Origin of the sequence: Peribacillus sp. NPDC097284, from assembly GCF_044761765.1 — a bacterium.
Lineage (GTDB): Bacteria > Bacillota > Bacilli > Bacillales > DSM-1321 > Peribacillus.
Genome location: NZ_JBIWCZ010000001.1, coordinates 700,922 through 722,350, shown reverse-complemented (window position 1 = coordinate 722,350; position 21,429 = coordinate 700,922). Strand labels below are relative to the sequence as shown.

General features: G+C 40.2%; 22 protein-coding genes, 1 pseudogene and 1 riboswitch. Of the genes and pseudogenes, 9 read left to right on the top strand and 14 right to left on the bottom strand.

Annotated elements, in window-relative coordinates; translation table 11 throughout:
* Positions 1–48 precede the first annotated feature (48 nt).
* The gene (locus ACIQXU_RS03625; RefSeq protein WP_402873854.1) at positions 49–585 is read right to left on the bottom strand and encodes a GNAT family N-acetyltransferase; all 537 of its coding nucleotides are present in this window, start codon (positions 583–585) and stop codon (positions 49–51) included.
* A gap of 75 nt (positions 586–660) precedes the next feature.
* Between ACIQXU_RS03625 and ACIQXU_RS03620 the strand changes: the two are divergent.
* Together ACIQXU_RS03620 and ACIQXU_RS03615 are read left to right on the top strand one after the other, a co-directional pair.
* Positions 661–771: pseudogene (locus ACIQXU_RS03620) on the top strand (DinB family protein); the annotation flags it as partial.
* A gap of 88 nt (positions 772–859) precedes the next feature.
* Positions 860–1,060: a DUF6440 family protein gene (locus ACIQXU_RS03615; protein ID WP_402986757.1), complete on the top strand. Its 201-nt coding sequence runs from the start codon at positions 860–862 to the stop codon at positions 1,058–1,060.
* A 130-nt stretch (positions 1,061–1,190) separates the two neighbouring features.
* Here ACIQXU_RS03615 and ACIQXU_RS03610 read toward each other — a convergent pair whose 3' ends face one another.
* The 3 genes from ACIQXU_RS03610 to ACIQXU_RS03600 all read right to left on the bottom strand — a co-directional run bounded on the left by ACIQXU_RS03610 (position 1,191) and on the right by ACIQXU_RS03600 (position 3,395).
* Entirely contained in the window at positions 1,191–1,625 is a 435-nt protein-coding gene (locus tag ACIQXU_RS03610; RefSeq protein ID WP_402957894.1) for a DUF2383 domain-containing protein, read from the bottom strand.
* Between the two features lie 110 nt (positions 1,626–1,735).
* Positions 1,736–2,173 (bottom strand): GNAT family N-acetyltransferase, encoded by a 438-nt coding sequence (locus ACIQXU_RS03605; RefSeq protein ID WP_402986755.1) that lies wholly within the window; start codon positions 2,171–2,173, stop codon positions 1,736–1,738.
* Positions 2,174–2,279: 106 nt separating this feature from the next.
* The gene (locus tag ACIQXU_RS03600) at positions 2,280–3,395 is read right to left on the bottom strand and encodes a serine hydrolase (protein ID WP_402986753.1); all 1,116 of its coding nucleotides are present in this window, start codon (positions 3,393–3,395) and stop codon (positions 2,280–2,282) included.
* Between the two features lie 268 nt (positions 3,396–3,663).
* On the opposite strand from ACIQXU_RS03600, the gene ACIQXU_RS03595 reads away from it, so the two are divergent.
* Positions 3,664–5,745 carry a methyl-accepting chemotaxis protein gene (locus tag ACIQXU_RS03595; RefSeq protein ID WP_402986752.1) on the top strand — a complete coding sequence of 694 codons (2,082 nt, stop codon included), beginning with the start codon at positions 3,664–3,666 and terminating at the stop codon, positions 5,743–5,745.
* A gap of 42 nt (positions 5,746–5,787) precedes the next feature.
* On the opposite strand, the gene ACIQXU_RS03590 is transcribed toward ACIQXU_RS03595, so the two are convergent.
* Together ACIQXU_RS03590 and ACIQXU_RS03585 are read right to left on the bottom strand one after the other, a co-directional pair.
* The gene (locus ACIQXU_RS03590; protein ID WP_402986751.1) at positions 5,788–6,078 is read right to left on the bottom strand and encodes a HesB/IscA family protein; all 291 of its coding nucleotides are present in this window, start codon (positions 6,076–6,078) and stop codon (positions 5,788–5,790) included.
* 124 nt (positions 6,079–6,202) lie between these two features.
* A complete protein-coding gene (locus tag ACIQXU_RS03585; protein WP_402986749.1) occupies positions 6,203–6,697 on the bottom strand; it encodes a GNAT family N-acetyltransferase in 495 nt (164 codons plus the stop codon).
* A gap of 269 nt (positions 6,698–6,966) precedes the next feature.
* Between ACIQXU_RS03585 and ACIQXU_RS03580 the strand changes: the two genes are divergently transcribed.
* The 3 genes from ACIQXU_RS03580 (at position 6,967) to ACIQXU_RS03570 (ending at position 10,183) form a co-directional block, all read left to right on the top strand.
* A complete protein-coding gene (locus ACIQXU_RS03580; RefSeq protein WP_402957884.1) occupies positions 6,967–8,322 on the top strand; it encodes an arsenic transporter in 1,356 nt (451 codons plus the stop codon).
* On the top strand, positions 8,322–8,621 hold the full coding sequence (locus ACIQXU_RS03575; RefSeq protein ID WP_402986748.1) for a hypothetical protein: 300 nt from the start codon (positions 8,322–8,324) through the stop codon (positions 8,619–8,621). Before ACIQXU_RS03580 ends, ACIQXU_RS03575 begins: the two co-directional genes overlap by 1 nt.
* Before the next feature lie 359 nt (positions 8,622–8,980).
* Positions 8,981–10,183: a C40 family peptidase gene (locus ACIQXU_RS03570; protein ID WP_402986746.1), complete on the top strand. Its 1,203-nt coding sequence runs from the start codon at positions 8,981–8,983 to the stop codon at positions 10,181–10,183.
* A 354-nt stretch (positions 10,184–10,537) separates the two neighbouring features.
* Here the strand turns inward: ACIQXU_RS03570 and ACIQXU_RS03565 are convergent, their stop codons facing one another.
* The 8 genes from ACIQXU_RS03565 to ACIQXU_RS03530 form a co-directional block, all read right to left on the bottom strand.
* Positions 10,538–11,173: a poly-gamma-glutamate hydrolase family protein gene (locus ACIQXU_RS03565; RefSeq protein WP_402986744.1), complete on the bottom strand. Its 636-nt coding sequence runs from the start codon at positions 11,171–11,173 to the stop codon at positions 10,538–10,540.
* 87 nt (positions 11,174–11,260) lie between these two features.
* Entirely contained in the window at positions 11,261–11,410 is a 150-nt protein-coding gene (locus tag ACIQXU_RS03560) for a CapE family protein (protein ID WP_402957878.1), read from the bottom strand.
* A 62-nt stretch (positions 11,411–11,472) separates the two neighbouring features.
* Complete coding sequence (locus tag ACIQXU_RS03555) at positions 11,473–13,053, bottom strand: gamma-glutamyltransferase family protein (protein WP_402986742.1); 1,581 nt, start codon at positions 13,051–13,053, stop codon at positions 11,473–11,475.
* 111 nt (positions 13,054–13,164) lie between these two features.
* Positions 13,165–14,421 (bottom strand): CapA family protein, encoded by a 1,257-nt coding sequence (locus ACIQXU_RS03550; protein ID WP_402986740.1) that lies wholly within the window; start codon positions 14,419–14,421, stop codon positions 13,165–13,167.
* Between the two features lie 10 nt (positions 14,422–14,431).
* Positions 14,432–14,881 carry a poly-gamma-glutamate biosynthesis protein PgsC gene (gene pgsC, locus ACIQXU_RS03545; RefSeq protein ID WP_402957872.1) on the bottom strand — a complete coding sequence of 150 codons (450 nt, stop codon included), beginning with the start codon at positions 14,879–14,881 and terminating at the stop codon, positions 14,432–14,434.
* Between the two features lie 15 nt (positions 14,882–14,896).
* The gene (gene pgsB, locus ACIQXU_RS03540) at positions 14,897–16,078 is read right to left on the bottom strand and encodes a poly-gamma-glutamate synthase PgsB (protein ID WP_402873896.1); all 1,182 of its coding nucleotides are present in this window, start codon (positions 16,076–16,078) and stop codon (positions 14,897–14,899) included.
* A gap of 760 nt (positions 16,079–16,838) precedes the next feature.
* Positions 16,839–17,039, bottom strand: coding sequence for a hypothetical protein (locus ACIQXU_RS03535; protein ID WP_402986738.1), 201 nt, complete (start codon positions 17,037–17,039; stop codon positions 16,839–16,841).
* A gap of 546 nt (positions 17,040–17,585) precedes the next feature.
* Positions 17,586–19,265 (bottom strand): methyl-accepting chemotaxis protein, encoded by a 1,680-nt coding sequence (locus ACIQXU_RS03530; protein ID WP_402986736.1) that lies wholly within the window; start codon positions 19,263–19,265, stop codon positions 17,586–17,588.
* A gap of 185 nt (positions 19,266–19,450) precedes the next feature.
* Positions 19,451–19,493: riboswitch (PreQ1 riboswitch) on the top strand.
* Between the two features lie 58 nt (positions 19,494–19,551).
* On the opposite strand from ACIQXU_RS03530, the gene queC reads away from it, so the two are divergent.
* From queC to queE, 3 genes are read left to right on the top strand one after another with little or no spacing between them, the layout of a single operon-like run.
* Entirely contained in the window at positions 19,552–20,214 is a 663-nt protein-coding gene (queC, locus tag ACIQXU_RS03525) for a 7-cyano-7-deazaguanine synthase QueC (protein ID WP_402987369.1), read from the top strand.
* Entirely contained in the window at positions 20,214–20,684 is a 471-nt protein-coding gene (gene queD, locus ACIQXU_RS03520; RefSeq protein ID WP_402986735.1) for a 6-carboxytetrahydropterin synthase QueD, read from the top strand. The genes queC and queD overlap by 1 nt, the downstream gene beginning before the upstream one ends.
* Positions 20,677–21,405: a 7-carboxy-7-deazaguanine synthase QueE gene (gene queE, locus ACIQXU_RS03515; RefSeq protein WP_402986733.1), complete on the top strand. Its 729-nt coding sequence runs from the start codon at positions 20,677–20,679 to the stop codon at positions 21,403–21,405. The genes queD and queE overlap by 8 nt, the downstream gene beginning before the upstream one ends.
* Positions 21,406–21,429: the final 24 nt, after the last annotated feature.

Sequence of the window (21,429 nt, the reverse complement as noted above, 5' to 3'; positions counted from 1 at the left end):
CGTTACCCATAAGAAGAATTCACATTGATAGTTTGCCCGACTTTCGGATTAATCATTTGGATTGATTATGGCTAATATCTGGTGATCTTCCCAGCGCCCCTGTATTTTTACACTTTGTTTTGCGATTCCTTCTTTGTGAAAACCGACCTTTTCCAAAACGCGTATGGAACCTATGTTATGTGGCATAACCCCAGCCTCAATCCTATGTAAACCAATCGTTTCAAAAGCATAATCCACCACCATTTTGGCAGCTTCTGTAGTGTAACCATTCCCATTGTTTTTTTGGTCTAAGTAATAACCCATGGTGGCACTTTGAAGGGGCCCGCGAATAATATGAAACAGGCTGATCGTTCCTATTAACCTATGATTAGTATTCAGGAAGATTCCAAACTCGTAACTACTATTTCCTTTTGACTTATGTCCCGAAGTTATGATTTCCTTTTGTTTTTCTAAAGAATAGTAGTTAGCTGGTTGGTCTGTCGAAAATGGTTCAAAGAACGGCCTATTTTCCACTAGCAATTGTAGTAAATTTTCAGCATCTGATAGTATAAGTTGTCTTACATATATATTTTTACTGGATAACACGATTGACCCCCTTCAGTTAATGGAATATATTTCATTATACACTATCGCTCGGTATACCATAGCAAAGACAAAGATAACCACGGCACGTATCACAGAGGCAATATTTCGACCATGCTACGCCAGTTGGGCCACTTATCCACCATGAACGACTACTCCTTTTTTAGAATCAGGAACTTGCGGAACTAATATAATTAGGGATGAAGGAAGAAAAGTACTTCCTGGAAGTAAGATGGAGATAGCTGCTTCAACAATCCGAAAAAAGGAGCGTGTTATAGTGGCAAAGAAACGTTTTGAGGACATTTATACAGAAGGAAAAATGGCTGTTACTAAAATAATTCGTGATAATGAAACAGGAGTCCTATATATGTTTCATTATGGCGGTCCTACTTCTGGGTTAACGGTTATGGTTGATAAAGATGGAAAACCTTTAGTTGATAAAGACTTTATAGCTGAGTCTGGGACTTCAGTTGAGTAATGGGTCGGCCACTTCCATATGGAGGTGGCTTTTTTCACACTATGTCACAAAGAAATATTTAACAGGTGGCTAGATCCTTTTATAACGAACACTAAGAAAATAAAATGTACGGGCATTGGAAACTCACTTTCTAAGAATGTAGAAGAGACTTTAGGTAATCCACATGTTCCCGGTCTTTATCAAGAATTCTATGGACAAGATTTAGACTTTCTTCATCTAATTTATCCCTTACTAGGTCCTCACTCATTCTTATTCCATATAGGTTTTCCCCTTTAATGGCATGTTTAATAATCTCTTCCTCTGAATTGTAATTTTCCACTACATTTACAATGCCTGCCTCGATCTTTCCAATGATCCCCTCACTCGTTACAGGGGTACCACCTAGATGCTGAATTCTCTCTGAAATGAGGGTCGCATGATTTTTTTGGTCTTTCTGAATCGAAATGAACGAGTCTTTTAAAGAGGAATGTTGCAGTTTTTCTATAAAGCGTTCATAGGCGTGAATGCCCATGTATGTTCCCTGTAAGAATTTATTCAGTATCTTAATCGTTTGTTCTTGATCCAATCGTATCACTCCCTATAGATAATGATCTTAGTATGCGCTGTACAAATGAAAATTATCTGCATACTAAAAGGGGCCTGAAATTGGCCCCTTTTAGTAGATCATTCGAAATGTTAGATGGAATAATGATAAAAAAAGTTCGATTCCTTTACGAATCCAAATCTCTCATAAAGCCTTTGCGCAGTAACATTCTCCTTACCGGTCTCAAGGGATACCCCATTTGCTCCCGATTCTTTTGCAAAAACGACGGCGGCTTGTAATAAATTCTCACCAATTCCTCTCTTGCGGGCACTTTCCTTTACGAATAAATCGTTCAAGATCCATGACCGTTTCATGCTTATCGATGAAAAGGAAGGATATAATTGAACAAAACCCAATGAATCGTTACCATCCCTTGCAATGAAGACGACCGATTCCTCGTTCTCTAGTCTTTCTCTTAAAAAATGCTGAGCCCCTTCAAGATTAGAGGGTTGCTCATAGAAAACCCTGTATGAATCAAATAACTCGCTAAGTGAATCAAGCTCTGCCATTGTGGCTTTTTTGATGACCATGCATGAAACCTCCAATTATATTCCGAATAATCCAATAATACCATTCAGGAACGCCTATTGTTCATTTTATTACTAGTCAAATGAATTCAGTTTCCCAAAAAGTGCTCTATGAGATCGCGAAGTTTTCTTTTATGAAGTCTCGGAATTTTGGATTGGTTAGGATTTGAAGTTGGAAATCATTTAGACTTCGGGTAAGTTTTTCTTGGTTCATGGAGGATAGATTATTTGAAAAAAGGGCGAGCTCTGTCCTATTTCCGTCTCTATCTGTTGCGTACATGGCCACCGTTAGAACGAAAGCGGTAGATCCTCCCTTTTGACCAGCATGTAAAAGCCATTTGCGATTACTGGGATTCTTCATCAATTGCTCCATGATGGGATCAAGGTGTTCATGAACATGTTGATCAAGATCCATCTTATTGTTTAATATCTTCATGATCGATACATAGTCTTTTGTAGTGGCTCGTGACGAACGATCAGACCAAATTTTTTGAAAATCAAGAGACAGCAGTTTCGTTGCTTCTTTCTTCTCTTGTTCTGTAGGTGGTTTGCTTTTCCATCGCTCATTAATGGCAAGTGCCCAACTTCGATACTCTGCCATTTCCATCTTTTCCATCGCATGCAGCGTCTCTTTTCTTGTGAAATTCTTTTCTTTCATGAGAGTGCTAGGTATGAAAAGGGAAGCGCTAATCGGATACAGGGGTTCGTGGTTCGGGATTCCTAAGCTTTTTGGGACGGAATTGATGCTATCCATCCCTAGAAGGTTCATTAAATAATCTGTATTCGCATTAGAACTGTAGGCAATCATTCCATTCACGACCTCGCATAAAGGAACGTTCCCGCTCGTTCCTACCTGGGAAAGCCAGGCTTCATGTGCACCGCCATCTGTTTTGGGTATGTAAAATTTCTCGATGTCCGCTATTTGCACTTTTTGATCAGGATCCATTAATCCTTCCGCAGCCTGTTGAGCGTATTCAATGGCCATGATGATTTTAACGGTGCTTGCTAATGGAAGCTGCACGGTTGAGTTAACCTCGGCAATCTTCTCATCATTATGATGGATGAATAAAGAAATATCTTTGCTCTCAGCATACTTTTTAATGAAATGAACGATATAGTCAGGGTTTGCCTCATATCTGGCCTTCATAAACTTCCAGAATCCAATTCCTGCAACCAGGCTGGGAAGTAGTAATTTTCCCCTATTAAATAGAATATTCCTCTTCAAAGAATCACGCCCCTACCTCGATTTCCTTTTTCTGTATATACGATTGTTAAAAGGGAAGGTTTCACGTTTTCTGAATAAATTTACCATATATATCCTTTTTCGAATTAAAAGATGATAGATTACACGATTTTCATTTTAATTCCGTTTTCCTTTAAGATATGGACTATATAACTATAAAAAAGAGTTGTATTAGTCATTGACAATATTATTTTGGGTATATAGTATTGTTATGTGGAAAAATTAGGTGTCTACTAAAGGGGAAATCATAATGGGGAATTCACCAACTGTTAAAAGGGAAAAAAAGCACAGAAGAATCTCGATCCGGGTAAAGTGGATGTTTTTTATTTGTTTATCCATTTTTCTGGCGATTGGTGTTTCTGTTTCAATAATGGACTTCCAGGTTACAAAAGTATTCAAGGAAGATAGTGTTGCCACAAATCAAAGCGCCGCCCAAAATGCTGTATCACAGATTAGCGCAGATTTGAAGGTGTATGAAGATTCAATTGACCAATTATCGCAATTGGTAACGATCCATTTAAAGGATGGGGACTCATTGAAAGATATTCAGAGGACCATTGAATCTTTTCAAAAGAACAATGATCACTTGCTATCAGCTTATTATATGGACGGTACGGATGGATCATTATACGCATCCCCTAAAATGGAATTCACTGGAGATGCTCGAGACACCGTAACGTATACGCAGCTATCGGAAAACCCGAAAACAAAATGGATGGATGTGTATCAAGATATCGTGAATGGCAGTATCATGACTTCAGTGGTCACGCCTGTTTTGGAAAACGGGAAAATGGTAGGGGCGTTAGGGTATGATATTGATTTATCGACCATCGGGAAGATGCGTACGGATATCGAGAGGCATTCTGATGGTAACCTTGTGATCCTCGATTCGCAAGGCATTATCGTAAGTTCGTTCATGAAGGAAATGGACGGGAAGAATATGAATCCAAATCAAAGTGGGAAGGTCGAAGGAGTGGGGGATTTAGTAACGGATGCTGCTCAATTCAATTCCGAGTTCAAGTGGGTTTCGGACATGTACGATGGTTCGAAGCAAACTGCCCATACGTTAGATTGGAAAGACCAACAGTATACGGGTGAAGTGAATTCGGTTCCTGACGTGAACTGGAAAGTGGTGGCTTTGACATCGGATGAAGTTTTGCAAGGTAAGTTGCTTGATATTAATCGGACTGTATTCGTCTCTTTGGTTTTTGGTGTATTGATGGGTATCGTATGTGCCATTTATTTATCAGGGAAACTGAAAAAGCTGATAGAGGATCTTCGACATGTCATGAAGAAGACAGCGAGCGGGGATTTAGTCACCGAGTTTCACCATGCCGCAAATGATGAGATGGGCGACTTATCCAAAAGTTATAACATCATGTTAAGTAAATTAAGAGAATTGATTAACGATGTGAAAGGAAATACCAATGCTGTAACAGAGGCCACTGCAGGATTGAGCCAGATTGCGTTGGAAAATAGTACATCCATTACTGAGGTTTCACGTGCCGTGGAAGAAATTGCTGCAGGGGCAGCCAGTCAATCCGAATCGGTAGAAGAAGGAGCCCATACGATTCAGTTGCTCAGTGATGAAATCGATGGACTATCCAAGTTATCGGATAGGACACAAAACGTTTTGGAGACGGCTTCGGAAAAAATCGAGTCAGGGAAGGAACAAGTCAACGATTTGGAAACGTCTTATCAAAAATTGGAGACAGCCTTTTCAGCCGTGACAAGCATGAGTTTGAGTCTTGTCGAAAAATCAAAAACCATTTCAAATGTGACGAATACGATTTCCCAGATTTCAGAACAAACCAACTTATTATCCTTGAATGCATCCATAGAAGCTGCAAGAGCGGGTGAGTCCGGAAAAGGATTTGCGGTCGTGGCGAATGAGGTTCGCAGCTTAGCCGAGGAATCGAAAGAAGCAACAAAAAACATTCAGGACATCATACATAGCATTCTTTCAGACACGGAAATGCTACTGAAGACGACCGATGAAACGAATCAAATTAGTGAGAACCAAAAAAGTGCAGTCATGACGGTAAGCAGGGCCATGAAGGAACTTGAGGACTCGGTTCGTAAAATATCCCATTCAGTTGTTGAAGAAACCCAGTCCATTTCATCGATTAATCAACAAAAAGAAACGGTTGTGAAAATGATGGAGGAAATAACAGCGGTCTCTCAGCAAACATCTGCCTCTTCCGAAGAAATTGCATCATCCATGGAGGAACAATCCGCTTCATCCAATGAGCTTGCAAAATATACGGAACATGTCACGCAATTGATTGATGACCTAGAGCATACATTGGAAGGGTTTCATATAAAGGAATAAACAAAAAGGGAAACCATCCATCTGGTTTCCCTTTTTGTTTTTTTACTGTAGAGGTGATACTAACGGATTTGGATGATTGATTAAAAAGCCATCGTCCTGAAAATCAATTTCGGTTTGATCCGTGAAACGGGCATCCGAAGGATTCATTAAAAGCTTTATCCCATCTATAACTAGTACTTCCTCTAATTCGGTCTTATGACGCACAAGGTTCAAATAATAGTTCATCTGGTTGCAGCAAGAACTGGTTACCCCAAACCGTAAATATGTTTCCTCTTCCATATTCCGTTGCATCTCTTTAATGACTTCCTGGGCCTTTTTAGTGATGGTTATCAAGTTGTTCACTCCCAATGTTTAGACACTGCCTCATGAGTTAAGCGCAGTCATATATTCACTCTATCATGTTCGTGGCAAGAGTAATAACATTTTCTCTTGGATGACAATATTTCACAGCTTTTTTCTAGAATCCTTCCTTTTTCAGGACCATTCTTACTGATTTGAGGACATGTCCATCGAAGCCATCATCAAACTGAGAAACAACTTCAAACCCTTTTGCCCGGTAAAAGGCTGTCCCCGATTCATTTTCTTCTTCAACGTTTATAAAAAGCTCTTTCCAACCTTTGGAGTGGTCGATTCCTGTTTGCAATAAAGCTGTACCCATGCCTTTTCCTTGGAATTCCGGATACAAGTAAATCGCCACGAGTTCGACTTCTCCACCTTTCTTTACAGGAGAAAAGTCGGCAAATCCCACAATTCTTTCAGCCACTTCGACCACGAAAACAAAAGAGTGTTCAACCCTTTTTTTCATCATCTCGTCACTATAGGCCACATCTAAAAATCGTTCCTGGATGGCAAGGGGGATAATCCCTTCGTACGTACTATGCCAACTTGTCTTCGCAACATGCTGGACTTGTGGGATGTCGCCGACTTGCATGCTACGGATGGTGAATTCCATGTCAATCAGCCTTTCTATTTTTCGGTTTTTTCTGAAAATTATAGCAGATTTCTCTTTTTAAACAAGGAAATTCAAAAACATGGTGGGCATGAGTCTTGGAAGTATTTCGTTAGGCCCTTTTCCATAGGAGACATGTTCACTAAAGTGGCAAAGGCACAATTTAGTGGACGTGGTTACTTGTCCCGCTCCTTATACCTAATGACGAATATATATATAAGAATCGGACAAGTAGGGTCCAATGGCACAAGGCCCAAAAAGGGGAGAACATCATGCATTTTGAAATCGGGGTGACCATTTTTGTCTTCGTCATGACAATGGTTGTCATACTATGGAGACCACGAGGGCTAAACGAAGCTTGGCCAGCTTCATTTGGAGCGGCAATCATATTGCTTACTGGCATAGTATCACGTGGGGATGTAATGGATATCATCGGTAAAATCGGGGGTGCCTCCATCACCATCATGGCAACGCTTGTCATGGCAGTCATACTGGAGAGTTTCGGATTCTTTCATTGGGCTGCTGCGAGACTTGTAACCCTTGCAAAAGGCTCCGGATATCGTTTGTATTGGTACATTCAATTATTATGTTTTTTAATGACGCTTTTATTTAATAACGATGGGAGCATCATGATCACGACACCCATCCTCATATTACTTTTAAAAAATCTTCGAATGAAGAAACACGAAACTATTTCATATCTCTTGAGTGGGGCCTTGATAGCCACTGCATCCAGCGCACCCATTGGAGTTAGTAACATCGTCAATTTGATTGCCTTGAAAATCGTCGATATGACGCTTTATATGCATACAGCCATGATGTTCGTACCTGCAACATTGGGGCTGTTATTCATGTCATGGTTGATGTTCATGGTCATCAAGAAAGATTTGCCTAAAAAATTGCCCTCCCATTCCTATGACATTGAGGAACGATTTTTCACTAAAAATTTTCATCCGTTAAAAGAGAATACGACGGTGGAAACAAAGAGGCAACGTACAAAGTTCATGTTCAAGATCCTGACCTATGTCTTCATTGTCCGCTGTTTATTATTCGTGGCTTCTTATCTATCGATACCTATAGAGTGGGTTGCGGTAATGGGTTCATTATCATTGCTTATTTGGAGATGGTATCATCTACGTACGAGTCCCGTAGATATTTTGAAGAAGACTCCATGGCATATTCTTATCTTTGCGTTCTCTATGTATATCATCATTTTTGGTCTTCAGAATGCAGGGCTTACAGCCATCCTTGTTCAAATCTGTGAACCGATTGTCAACAAAGGATTATTAAGTGCGAGTTTGGTGATGGGAGGGCTGGTTTCGGTCCTATCGAACATTTTTAATAATCATCCAGCCCTGATGATCGGGACCATTACGTTGACGGAAATGGGGTTAGATCCCATCACATTAAAAACCATTTATCTTGCCAATATAATAGGAAGTGATATGGGGTCCTTGTTATTGCCCATCGGTACACTTGCCTCCTTGATCTGGATGCATATCCTGAAACAAAATAAAGTGAAAATCACATGGAAAGAGTATGTGAATGTTACCGTACGAGTCATCCCGTTGGCTACAGTGGTGACATTGCTTTTACTATTTTATTGGGTCCATTTGGTCTTTTACTAATGAAACCCCTTTTCCTCCATCATCTTAAATGGCTAACCCCCTATATTCAAGGGGAAAGAACATTCTCGCTCACTCATGAACACTTCCCCATAAACCTAGCCTCATTACCGTTCTATCAATCCTTGGGAGAACAGCTGAAAACGATCGAAGGAAAGCTCGTTGTTTTTGATGGAGGAGAGGACCCTAAGAGAATGGGGTTACTCAAAAAGTCGGAAAATGGCCTGGTTGAATTGGCAAGGGCCAAAGGAGAACGTATATATTTAAACCTGACACAACTTCAAACGGTGCATGTTCCATAAAAAGGATTGCTTTGAAAGGAGAAGCCAGAAAACCGGCTTCTTCCTTTTTTGTTTTTTAGCCGTTATATTAGGAAAACTTTCCACATTGGTAAAACGTATTATCTAAGCACTAAGTCCTTTGGTGTTTTTAAGAATAAATATATGAGTATAATATACTATTAAAATGTGTCATTTTTGTTAAAAAAGGATTAATATATATAAATTTTTTGTCATATATAGTCTAAAGGATATATAAGTATCACCGATATTATTGGAGAAAGTAAGTAAAAAGTCTTATTCTAATAAACTGATATATAAGATTACCAATAATCTGGAACTGCTCTATGTATGTATTTCCAGTCATAAAGGAAGGGTTCAAAATGAGAAGAAAATTATTAGTCAGCATGCTGCTTTTATTACTAGTCATGGTTGGAGTGACCTTTACACCGGGTACAAAAGTTGATGCAGCAGATCGGATTCATACAGTTTCCTCGCAAGAAACGGTAGAATCCATTGCATCGATTTATAATATAACGCCAGAACAATTGATGAATATCAATGGTTTACCGGATACCCAGTTATATGTAGGACAAAAGCTTAAAATCATACAGACCGCATATACTCCTTCCATCTATCAGTGGGCGGAGAGAGGGAAACGAATTGCCAACTATGCAAAAACATTTGTTGGATTCAAAAAAACGGCAGGAGAAGAGACCCCTTCTAAAGGCTTTGATTCGAGTGGATTGGTTCATTGGGCCCTTTCTCAGCAGAATGTGGCTGTTGATCGTTTAACCGTGGACGGATTTTATAAACTTGGGATGGAAACGGCTGTTCCTAAGGCGGGAGACATCATCTTTTTCCTTGAAAAAGACACATCAAAAGTGGTGACGGCAGGGATTTATCTAGGAAAAGACAAATTCGTCAATTCTGGATATGGTGCAGAAACAGTTCAAATAAGAAATAGCACGGAAAAGTACTTTGCTAAATATCAAGTTATCTATAAAACGTATACACCTAAAGGGGAACATATCGTACAACCGGGTGAAACGCTAAGTAGCATTTCAAACAATTACAGCATTCACATGAACTCCATTAAAAAACGTAATGCTTTACCGACTAATGAAGTGATGGAAGGTCAATACCTTCAAATATACAGTGATCTTCTATTCCCGTTTTATGAAGGACAAGAAACAGCATATGACAATGCATACGATGTAATCAGATATGCTTATACTTTGCGAGGGTTCACGTATGTTTTCAGTGGGGCTGATCCGCTAACTGGAATGGATTGCAGTGGATTGATTTACTGGGCCATGAAGGAGCAGGGGATTTCCATAAAACGTAGCTCTGCTGCCGACTACTATGAGTGGTTGCCGGCTATATCAGAACCAAAAGCGGGCGATTTAGTCTTCTTTAGGGATACAGGTACAAGACAAGGTGTAACCCATGTAGGGATCTTTCTTGGGAATGGGCGTTTTATCCATACAACCGAGAAAGCCGGTGTCCATATATCTGACCTTTCTTCCGGGTATTTTGCCCAGAAGTTCGAAAGCTATGGCCAAGTACAACTTATCATGAATTAAATGCAAGAGACAGGATAGAGGGGGCTTGAAACTGGCCCTATCTATCTTCTTTTTTATATCCTCTTTTTCAATGAAGTTTTTCAGAGTTGAATGACCTTTAAATGAGGCTTGTGCGATAAGTTTCTTTTGTGTAGAAGTCACAGAATAATATTATGACTCAAAGGATGTGGGTATCATAGTTTATCGAAAAAGAAGTAGTGGAGGAAGGGGACTTGAAACAATCTTTTAGACCCCCAAGAAGGCTTCTCTGAGGGTTGAAAGATTGTTTTAATCATAAGTGTGGAAGATGCAAGATAAGCTCCTGATGCCAGAATGAGCTATAGTAATCAAGCAATTCCAATGAATGCACTAGAATTATTTTTTATTCAGATTAAGCATGTAGTGAATGGTGGCTTTCTCTAAAGCGCTAATAAATTGATTCAACACTTCGGTCTGGTTATGCCTGTTTGTCCTCTTAAGGTCACTGTCTAGGAAAAAATGTTTTCGTAAAGTCCTGGATATTTCCAATTGTACGCCAGCGCCGGTTTTGCAACGGTTGGTAATATTGTTTTCATTCATCCCCAACAGATGCTTCGGTGCTTCAGCTGTTTGAAATCCAGCTTCCTTTAAGGCTACTTGTATCACATGTTTATAGGTCTCGTTCCTGCCACCCATATAGATTAACGCTTCATTGGAATCGCGATAACCATGTATGGAGAGGATTGTTTTTGCGTTATTTGCCATCAGTATGGCGGTTGGCTCATCGAAGGAGGTGGAGGTGATGTGCAGTTTGCTGTTATCCCTTCGTTTATGTCCTTCAAATAGATACGTACTTGAATGGAGTCTTTCTCCAAGGGCAAAGGCTACTTCACTAGTTCCCGGTTCGATATTGCCGCCATGGATCGCAAAAATCGCTATTTCTGGATTACGATGAAAAGCCGTAATGCTATAATCGGTGTTTTCTTTTTCATTCTGTTGCAGTTCCGCAAAACTTGAGTATCCATTCTCCATCCTATTTGCCTCCTCGTCCTGCAATCTCCTTGTATTGTATAACCATTGAAAAACAGGTTGAACCCTCATGAGGTTCAACCTGTTTTTTTACTCTTGGATATTTGTATACTGTTCTATTTTCTTTTGTTCATCGGGAGTCAGTGTTTCAGACCGTTTGAACGTATTCATTGTTACAAGCAGGACTGCTATCAGAACAACAGGGATAACCCAGCTTACTACTTTTTTTAATATCTTCATTTTCTCGTCCCCTTATAGATCTATAAAAATTTAGATGTTTTCAAGATGTATAGGCGTTTTCTTTACTGCTGTGCTTGCCAACTGCCATTTCTCCGAGGATCGGCTGCACCTGATAACCGACCGTTCTTTTCATTTCTAACGAGTACCTGTACGCCACCATAGAACACAGGGGCGACTTTTTGTACGACATTGTAACCGGCTCTTTCTAATGCAGAGGCTGTTTCAGGCGAAGGGCGGTATTCTGTATAGATGGTATTACCATCAAATACGAATCGATTGCGATCTATGATATTCTGGAACGTATCCTCACCTTCTGTATAGGAATACAGGACCTGCATGAGCACTTGCGGTATCCTATCACCACCGGGCGAACCGATTCCGATTGTCTTTTCCCCTTGTTTTTTAAGAATGGTAGGAGCGGTAAAGGTCCTTGAGCGTTTATGCTCATCGATTTTATTCAGGCCAGAGCGGAAGTTTTTCAATTGGTCATTCAAGAAAAAGCCGTTCGTATAGGCACCGGAACCAAAAAAGTTACTGAGTGTATTGGTCGTAGAAACGACTGTGCCATACTTATCCATGACGACGAAATGCGTCGTGCTTTCATGTTCTTCAGACTGGAACTCTACATTTGACCAATCACCTTTATTTATCTCTTTTTTCAGGTTGTCCAAATGAAGGGGAGATACTAATTGTTCAGCTTTGTCAGCGCTGATTCCGTCCCCGGTATAGTGAATTCGGTCTTTATAGGAGGCGTTGGTAATGGCTCCCAGTAACTCCATATAATCTGCCTTATTTGAAGCATTGCTTAAGTCGACTTCTTCAGCGAGATTTAACATTTCAAGGACGGTTATCCCTGAAAAGGGAGGGGGAGCGGTCCAAACATCATATCCGGCGAATTTGCCTTGGATGGGCTCCCGTTCTTTTACTTCATAATGCTTTAAGTCCATTAAGTCTACATCTGTTCTTTTTTTGATATTCCGTGCGATGTTCCCTTTATAAAACCCATCGGGCCCTTTTCGCTGAATCAGTTTCAATGTGTCGGCAAGATCTTCTTGTTTCAAAACCTTTCCTGGTTCAATTGAATCATCATCAGGATAAAACAAGAGAGTTTTCTCTGAATAAATTCTTGCTTTGGCTGCCTTTAGGCGGGAGGCCAACATTTTATCGACTTCAAATCCTTCTTCAGCCAGGTCGATGGCCGGCTGAAGAAGGTCTTCCATCGGAATGGTTCCGTATTTATCATGGACAGCTTGCATCCCGGCTACAAAGCCAGGGACACCGGTATTATGTTTTAACTTTGAACGTTCAGGAGCCGTTTCACGATAATCAATAAAATTAGGCTCCTCAGACTCGGGTACAATCAGCATTCCGCCGCCGCCGCCGATTCCAGACCCAAAGGGCTCTGTTACACCTAATGCATAAGAAATGGCAATCGACGCGTCGGCCGCTGTTCCACCGTTATCTAATATATTCATCCCCACTTCTACGGCGATAGGGTTGGAAGAGCTAACTCCATATGATTTATCGTTTAACGATTCATTGGTATCATGCGTGTCAGAAAGAGGGTCAGTTTTTGAACATCCTGCTATAAAAATGAGCAAACAAAGGGAAAGGAGTACTTTCCGTGTGAAAGGATAAAACACTGATTGATCGCCTCTTTTCGGTGTGATCTTCTAAGATGTATGTCTTCTAGCATACCTGCTAGTAGACTCTTATTCACGTATTATCTAGTTGTATGATGGTGCTTCATGTTTCTATTCTTCAGTAGTTGTCTCTTCTTGGGTTACTTTCTTTTCTTTAGCAGCTTTCTTTTCTTGGGCTGCTTTTTCCTCTTGTTCACGCTGTTCTTTATGGTCTATTACACGTGTATGATCCAATTTAATCTCTATCTTATTATCTTTTTTAGACCATTGCACGTTGTCACTTGTTTCTTTCGTCAACCAACGGAAAACTCGCGATACATCGCTAGAAGATGTAGCGGGTCTTGGTGTAGCTTCCTTGATTTGCAAGGGAACCACATCAACGGTTGCTTGTCCGTCATCAGTTAAATGGTATTGTACCATCGCAGAATCTTTTGTACGTGTCCAGCCTTGGTCGAATACAAAGTTTCCTAAGCTGTAAAAGATAAGTCCATCTTTATACACATCGAATGATTGGACGACATGGGGGTGATGGCCAATGATGATATCTGCACCAGCATCGATCACCGCTTTCGCTAATTCTGTTTGACGACCTGTCGCAGAAGTAGCATATTCTTGGCCCCAGTGCATGTTGACGACAACTAAGTCTGCGTTTCCTTTTTTCGCATCCTTGGCATCACCAATCATTTCAAATAATAAGTCAGGATTGGAATTCAATAATCCGGCTTGATTACTTTTGGCTACCGCATTTTTACCATATACATCGGTAAATCCAAGAGTAGCGATACGTACGCCTTTAACATCCTGGTAATTGATGTTTTCTTTCGCTTCTGTAATATTCCGACCTACACCAACATAATCCATTTTGGCATTCTCGAATTCATCGATTGTGTCGAGTAATCCTTGTTCTTCAAAATCCATCATATGGTTATTCGCAAGGGTCATGACAGAAAATCCGGCATTTTTAACAGCTTCCACACCATCTGCATACGAATTTAAACGAATGGCTGTATCAGCTTCTTCATATTTCGATACATCTTTTGCTAGAGCAGGATGTTCATAGTTTCCACTTACATAATCCGAAGCATTGAAATAGGGCTTCATGTAACGGAAGAGGTAATCAAAACCATGGCTGTCTGTCACTTCCTCGACATAACGGCCCATCATGATATCTCCGACCATTGACATTGTAAGGGTATCGTTTGGTTTTGATGCAACAACCTCCACGTCTTTCGTGCGTCCCAACCAAGATGTTACGACTAAGACGATGATCAATATCGGTAGAACGATTGCAGTGTATTTGAGATTCTTTTTCTTCGTCCGCTTTGTAAAGATAAGTGTTTTTTCTTTTGCGTTTAAAGTACGTTTCATTTTATCCACCTCAGAATAGGTAATACACGTTCATTAGACCGAAAGTTACTCCGGATAATAAAAGCGTGCTGCCGAGTGTTAATGGCATTCCTTGTCTTTGAATGGCATTAGCGATCAAGCCAGGGACGATTATACCAATACCACGGAATTCATAGATTTCAAAAGGCATGACGGGGTAGACGAAATCCAATACGAGTTTTAGACAAATCCCCGTTATCATCATTGCGGCAAACTTTCTTCTTCCATATAAGATTACCCATCTTGAAAGACCGTGAGCGACAATGAAATAAGTTAAGATACTTACTATAATAATAACCAGCATGACTTGCCATTGATCAAAAACTAATGCCAAATAACCTGGCACGATAAGTCCGGCGGGCACAACACCCGTTTTTTCTGAAAAAATAAGGCTCAGTGTTACCCCTAGTACTAGGGCTACGTATAAATCCGATCCAAACATTAAGGTTCCTCCTACTTAACTCGCTTTTTGCTTCGTTTTAGTTTTCATGATTGCGTCAATTAAGGGTTCTGCTGCTCCGTGAATGTTACCGACCCCATAAACGATTCGGTTTTTCATGACTGGGCGCAGTTTGGCAACGATTTCTTCCGTTGACCATTCTTCTAAATCCCAATACTCTACTGTATCCAATTTTCCTTGCTCAAATGCTTTCGTTATTGGTGAAGTAGTTTCACCGATGGCAATGACGATTTCGGACTTTATGTAAGGCAATACATCTCTTGCAAATTGCTCTGTACGGTCCACACGGTCAGGACGGCAGTTCATGATTACGATAGGAGCTTCCGTGCTGTATCCGAAGGTACTTACCCTGTCCCAAATATTCAATGTAGATGACGCATCATTGGCGGCAAATCCATTAACGAAGAAAGTCGGTTGCCTAGCATCTCCAAATTTAGTGATACGCATGGCCCCTGGGTCTGGATGTGCATTTAACATGCCACGGAATGCCGTTTTCTCATCGATACCCAATGCTTCTGCAACAGCCAAGGCAAGGGAGGCGTTATCAGGGAATACCATATAGTCGAATTCACGTAGAAATTCTTCTGAGATCCTTGAGTTATCGGCTACGATTACCTTCGTATTACGTTGTTTGGCAATTTCTTTGTAATATTCTAAATGTTCGCCCTCGATGGTTATTAAATGCCCATTGTAGGGTATGGTTGCAGTGAATGCTTCTGCAACTTGATCCAATGTTGGTCCCATGACATCCATGTGATCTTCAAGAACGTTTACGATAACCCCAATGTTGGCCTGGATCATTTTATTTTGGAAGATTAGTTGATAGTCAGGCTGCACGGCCATGCACTCACAAACTAATGCTTCAGTTCCTAAGTCAGCTACTTCTTTAACTACGCGACGTTGTTCCCCGATATTCGGTCCTTCTGGACGACGTATGATCGGTTTTTCTTTGTCCGTAAACCAATAAATCATTCTTGCGGAAGTTCCGGTTGTTTTTCCTATTGTCTTGTACTCCGCTTCCTTGATCACACCTGTAATCAGACGTGTTACAGTGGATTTCCCTCGGATCCCATTTACGTTGACACGTACGGGAATGGAGTCGAGACGCTTTTGATGGCGTTTTTGTTCGACTATGCCATAGCCAAGCAAAAATAATGCACAAATAAATATCGGTGCCATTTTTTAACCTCTCTTTTTTTATATATTTGATTTACTGAATACACACTACATGATTTTAAACTTATTAAGCAAGGGTCGTTTTTCTATAGCAAGATAGCTTATTTTGATAATTTCCAAATTAAACTATAAATGAGTGTAATAGTAACTAATGGCTATAATATTCATGTAAGGACAAATACTCTATGGATTCCCCATTTCATGATGATTCTATTATGAGATGGAGAATAAAAAATAATTTTTATAGGATAATGAATTCTTTTTATAAGGATAAAAACCCAATTCCTAGTATCTACTGTAGGAGTTTAATGTAGACGATCCTTCCTGTTTTATAATTGTTTATACCTATTTGTGCGTTTATTTTCTAATCTACTAGTTTGTTTTTTCTTTATTCCTGTATTTTGATTCTAATGACTCATTTAGTGCTACTTTTTTGGGATTGGATAAAGATGAGTAAAATCACCCCCCATATTTTTTGGGTTTTTTTAATATGAAATACCCGAGGGGCTATGAGGTGACATCAATAAATTGTCAAAATCCTTCTCTTAAAAGTTTTTGGAAATGAGGGTTTTTAAAAAAAAGACTAGTTTCTTCTATTAATATAGTGTTAATAGTAGAACTAAAAAAAACCCAGAATAAATTCTGAGTTTTTAGAGTATTTTTACATTCATTTATAATAAGGGATCAAATGAAATATTATTTATAGATGAGAGTAATTTTTGTAAATTCATAGTCTCGAATCAATTTTAAGATGATGCTATCTTTAGCTAGATTTTATTCTATTTAAAAGCTCAGTATGTGAGTCCTTTTTACCGCCATCTATAACATAAAGCATAGGGGCTAATCTTCTGTTTCCTTTATCGGCAGAATTCATCTTCAAGTAATTTTCGTATTCGTTGCGAAAGAATTCGTCTTGGGCTTTCCCTTCGTTTAACTTTGCTATGAATTTGAAAAATCGTTTCATATGAATTCCTCCTTGTTTGGTTAAAAAGTATTAGGTTAATAGTAACATACTTTAGGTGGAAATTAACCACTTATTATAAAATAGGAAATAAAAAATAGTAAAGGTGATTATATAGACTTAGTTCTCTGGATTTGGAATACGATATTGATGTAAGGTCATCTCGTCTGTTTAGAGAGTCTCCTGTTGATCGGGTTTCGAATGAGAGTAATTAAGAGTTGGTTCAAATGCTTTTTAAAAGTGTGCTGACACTTCTAGAGAGGAAGTAGTTATTCTACTATTTACTGATGTAAATATTACTGGAGTAATATTAATTATACATTGAATATTCAGAAAATAATAGTGTGAGTTGAATTATTTCTCTCTGTATAAGATTCATGGTGAATTTTTTATTATAGTTTGTTTTGTGTTGTTATTAGTTTATTCCCCGTATTCACTATATTGAAACAATTTTAATGAAGAGGATATATTTGTTATTAACTTCATAGGAATAGCTAAATGCATGCAAGGAAAAGCTTCCCACAAGGTAGGTGTGGGAAGCGGCTTTCATCATAATTGAAATCTTTTAACCTGGTCTGTTAACTGTTCTGCCGATGATGCAAGTTCACTGGCGTGATTGGTGATTTCATCCATTGAAGAGCTGGATTGCTGTGCTGAAGCAGATACTTGTTCAATGCCTGCTGCTGACTCTTCGGAAACGGCTGCAATGTCTTCGACGGCCTGGTTGATTTTTATGCTATTGGTAGAGATATAGTGTAAGTCATTGGTTATGTGTTGTAATTTTGTGCTCATGGCTCCCACTGAATGATTGATGGTTTCAAAGGTTTGGCCGGTAATGGTAATTTGTTGGGTGCCTTCATCTACTTGTGTATATCCATCTTCCAAGGAGTGAACGACGGTTTTAGAACCTGTTTGAATGGCTGTAACAATTCCAGTAATGTCACCCACAGAATCTGTAACTTGTTCCGCGAGTTTCCGAACTTCTTCGGCGACGACGGCAAATCCTTTTCCATGTTCGCCGGCGCGTGCCGCCTCAATGGCTGCGTTTAAAGCGAGTAAGTTGGTTTGATTGGAAATGTCCTGTATGACCTGAACGAGCTTTGAAATTTCCTGGGATTGTGAATCAAGGCCTTTTACCTCATCGACTGCCTGTTTCACAATCCTATCAATCGTTTGCATTTGTTGTACGGATTTGTGCATCATGGTTGTTCCTTCTTTTGTTAAGGACAGGATCTCGGTGGAGGTTTGGGAAATTTCTTCTCCTTCACTGTGTGCCTTTTGGATCTTTCCTGAGAATTCTTCCACCATACGGACGATTTCCGTTGCTTGGTTGGCTTGTGACTCAGAGCCTTCTGACAGCTCGTACATAGTGGTTGCAATTTGACTGCTTCCTTGTTGCACTTCATTTGCCGATTGGGTCAGCTCTTCGCTTTTGCTTGTAACGGATTCGGATACATTCAGCATGTTTTCAATGATATTGCGAAGGTTTCTCTGCATCTCGTTTGTGGAAAACGTCAATTCCCCGAGTTCATCGTTTGATGTCTGCTTAAGTGGTGCATGGTTCAGTTCACCTTTTTCCATTAGCTTCATCCTGTCTCGGATCCTTAGGATCGGTTTGGTAATGAGGTTGGCTGTCACAAGGGCAAGGCCAATTCCTGCTATGACTGTAATGATGGATAAAATGATACTCGTCGTTTTAACGGATTTTCCACTGCTGATGACGGTCTCTCCGGAAGTGACGATCAGTTTTTCGCGCTCGGAAGCGAGCTCTTTGAAGCCATCCATTATTTCCGTGCTTATGGGCGCTACTTCATTCAGCAATATTTCTTTCGCCTGTTTTTCATCTCCTTGCTCATACTGGGTAAAGACGCGTTCTTCAATCATGGTTCTCCAATCAATGCTTGTTTCAATGATTTCTTTCGTTCTCTCAGAGTCGGATAAGGCTAATAGCTCTTCTTGTATGTGTTTGCTTTCTTCGGTATAAGCTAGGAAATCCTCTTTATATTGTTCATCTCCAAATAGGATATACCCTCTAACAAATGCCATTCTTTGCGAAAGGTTATAGAGTAATTGTTCATCTTTAATAAGAAGAGGCAATTCATGGTCGATGATATCTCTAGAATGTTTAAGAGACTTATTGCTGCTGTAAATACTATAGGCTCCTAATATGATGCATAAAGATATGACTAGCATAAATGCTAACAATACCTTTGTTTTAATCTTTTTCAAGTGTACGGCCCCTTTTTCGGTAGATTAGTTTACCTTCTGTTTATCGGAAATGGGGACCGATATTTAAAGAGAAAAGGGGAAATTGGGCTGAAAAGACAGGGAATCTCTTTGTTTTTATGGAATATATTGATATGATTCCATATATTGCGTTATGATTATAGAGAAAAGATTATAAGCCGCTTTAGGCGGAAGAGGTTCTAGCTACCCTCTCAAAAAAACTAAGGAAAAGCAGCACTCTATTCTTAGGGTGCTGCTTTTTTCCGTAAAAAAGGAGTTTTTCATAATGTTGAAGAAAGAAAAGGCAGTAGTGGTGTTTAGTGGGGGACAAGACAGTACGACGTGTTTATTCTGGGCCATGAAGCATTTTTCGGAAGTGGAGGCAGTGACGTTTGATTATAATCAGCGTCATAGCTTGGAAATTGATTGTGCGCGGAATATTGCAAAGGAACTGGACATCCCCCATCATGTTTTGGATATGTCGTTGTTGAACCAGTTGGCGCCGAACGCGTTGACGAGAAGTGACATTGCTGTGGCGGACGGGGAAGAAGGGGAGTTACCGTCTACATTCGTATCGGGAAGGAATTTACTGTTCTTGTCATTCGCAGGAGTGCTTGCAAGCCAAATTGGGGCGAAGCATATTGTAACCGGTGTTTGTGAGACGGACTTTAGCGGATATCCAGACTGCCGGGATGTGTTCATTAAATCGTTGAATGTCACTTTGAATCTCTCAATGGATCAGTCTTTTGTTATAGATACGCCGCTTATGTGGCTGAATAAAGAAGAAACATGGGAAATGGCAGATCAACTGGGTGCCTTTGATTTCGTTCGTGAAAAGACGCTGACTTGTTATAACGGAATCATAGCAGATGGCTGTGGGGAGTGTCCGGCATGCAAGCTTCGAAAAAAGGGTCTGGATGACTATGTGATTAGACGGCAGGTGAACCTATAATGTATGGGTTCAAGATTGTCGATAAGCTTCAAAAAATAGAACAGGACATTCATCGTAATCAATTGAACTATCATCAAAGACGGGTGCTCGTGAGCAAGGAATTCACGTTTGATGCAGCTCATCATCTTCATGATTATGAAGGGAAATGCAAGAATCTGCATGGCCATACGTATAAAGTCATTTTTGGCATAAGCGGCTATAATGATTCCCGTGGGTTGATGATCGACTTTGGCGACATCAAAGAAATCTGGAAAAAAGAAATCGACATTCATCTTGACCACCGCTATTTGAATGAAACGCTGCCACTTATGAATACAACAGCTGAAAATATCGTCGTCTGGATTTATGAAAAGATGGCTGATGCCCTGCAAAACAAGGACTATAAAGGGGCTAGGGTTGAATTTGTCCGTCTTTATGAAACGCCGACGAGTTATGCTGAAGCAAGACGGGAGTGGATGAACTGTGAGTAAGCTGCCCGTCATGGAAATCTTCGGGCCGACCATTCAAGGGGAAGGCATGGTCATCGGGCAAAAGACGATGTTCGTCCGGACAGCTGGGTGCGACTATTCATGTGCTTGGTGTGATTCCGCCTTCACTTGGGATGGGACAGGAAAGGAAGATATCGTCCAGATGACAGCTGAAGAAATATGGGAGGAGCTAAAACTCAAGGGAGGCAAGGGTTTCTCCTTCGTGACGATATCCGGGGGCAATCCCGGCCTCTTGAAGAATATGGCTGAGTTAATCACCCTTTTAAAAGAGAAGAACATCAGAATTGGCGTGGAGACACAAGGTAGCCGGTGGCAGGATTGGTTTCTCGATATTGATGAACTGACGATATCACCAAAACCGCCAAGTTCAAGGATGAAGACCGATTTTGAAGTGCTTGATGATATCCTATCCAAGCTTTCCAATAGAAGGGATGAAAATCAAATCTCTTTGAAGATTGTCGTATTTGATGAAGCTGATTATCAATATGCGAAGAATGTACATGCCCGCTATCCAGGCATTCCTTATTACCTGCAGGTAGGCAATGATGACAGCGTGACGACGGACGATCGGCAGCTGGTCAGTGAACTGTTGGGAAAATATGAACAGTTAATTAATCGGGTGATTGCCGATGACGAACTGAATGATGTGAAGGTGCTCCCCCAGCTGCATACGTATATCTGGGGAAATAAACGGGGCGTGTAAGGAAAAGGGTGGGGAAGTCATACT

What these genes read in the sequence shown, in the direction of transcription:
- ACIQXU_RS03575 (WP_402986748.1), top strand. Translation starts at nt 8,322, where the DNA reads ATGAAACCCCTTTTCCTCCATCATCTTAAATGGCTAACCCCCTATATT.
- ACIQXU_RS03595 (WP_402986752.1), top strand. Translation starts at nt 3,664, where the DNA reads ATGGGGAATTCACCAACTGTTAAAAGGGAAAAAAAGCACAGAAGAATC.
- ACIQXU_RS03565 (WP_402986744.1), bottom strand. Translation starts at nt 11,173, where the DNA reads ATGGAGAATGGATACTCAAGTTTTGCGGAACTGCAACAGAATGAAAAA.
- queD (WP_402986735.1), top strand. Translation starts at nt 20,214, where the DNA reads ATGTATGGGTTCAAGATTGTCGATAAGCTTCAAAAAATAGAACAGGAC.
- pgsB (WP_402873896.1), bottom strand. Translation starts at nt 16,078, where the DNA reads ATGGCACCGATATTTATTTGTGCATTATTTTTGCTTGGCTATGGCATA.
- pgsC (WP_402957872.1), bottom strand. Translation starts at nt 14,881, where the DNA reads ATGTTTGGATCGGATTTATACGTAGCCCTAGTACTAGGGGTAACACTG.
- ACIQXU_RS03535 (WP_402986738.1), bottom strand. Translation starts at nt 17,039, where the DNA reads ATGAAACGATTTTTCAAATTCATAGCAAAGTTAAACGAAGGGAAAGCC.
- ACIQXU_RS03580 (WP_402957884.1), top strand. Translation starts at nt 6,967, where the DNA reads ATGCATTTTGAAATCGGGGTGACCATTTTTGTCTTCGTCATGACAATG.
- ACIQXU_RS03550 (WP_402986740.1), bottom strand. Translation starts at nt 14,421, where the DNA reads ATGAAACGTACTTTAAACGCAAAAGAAAAAACACTTATCTTTACAAAG.
- ACIQXU_RS03585 (WP_402986749.1), bottom strand. Translation starts at nt 6,697, where the DNA reads ATGGAATTCACCATCCGTAGCATGCAAGTCGGCGACATCCCACAAGTC.
- ACIQXU_RS03605 (WP_402986755.1), bottom strand. Translation starts at nt 2,173, where the DNA reads ATGGTCATCAAAAAAGCCACAATGGCAGAGCTTGATTCACTTAGCGAG.
- ACIQXU_RS03560 (WP_402957878.1), bottom strand. Translation starts at nt 11,410, where the DNA reads ATGAAGATATTAAAAAAAGTAGTAAGCTGGGTTATCCCTGTTGTTCTG.
- ACIQXU_RS03570 (WP_402986746.1), top strand. Translation starts at nt 8,981, where the DNA reads ATGAGAAGAAAATTATTAGTCAGCATGCTGCTTTTATTACTAGTCATG.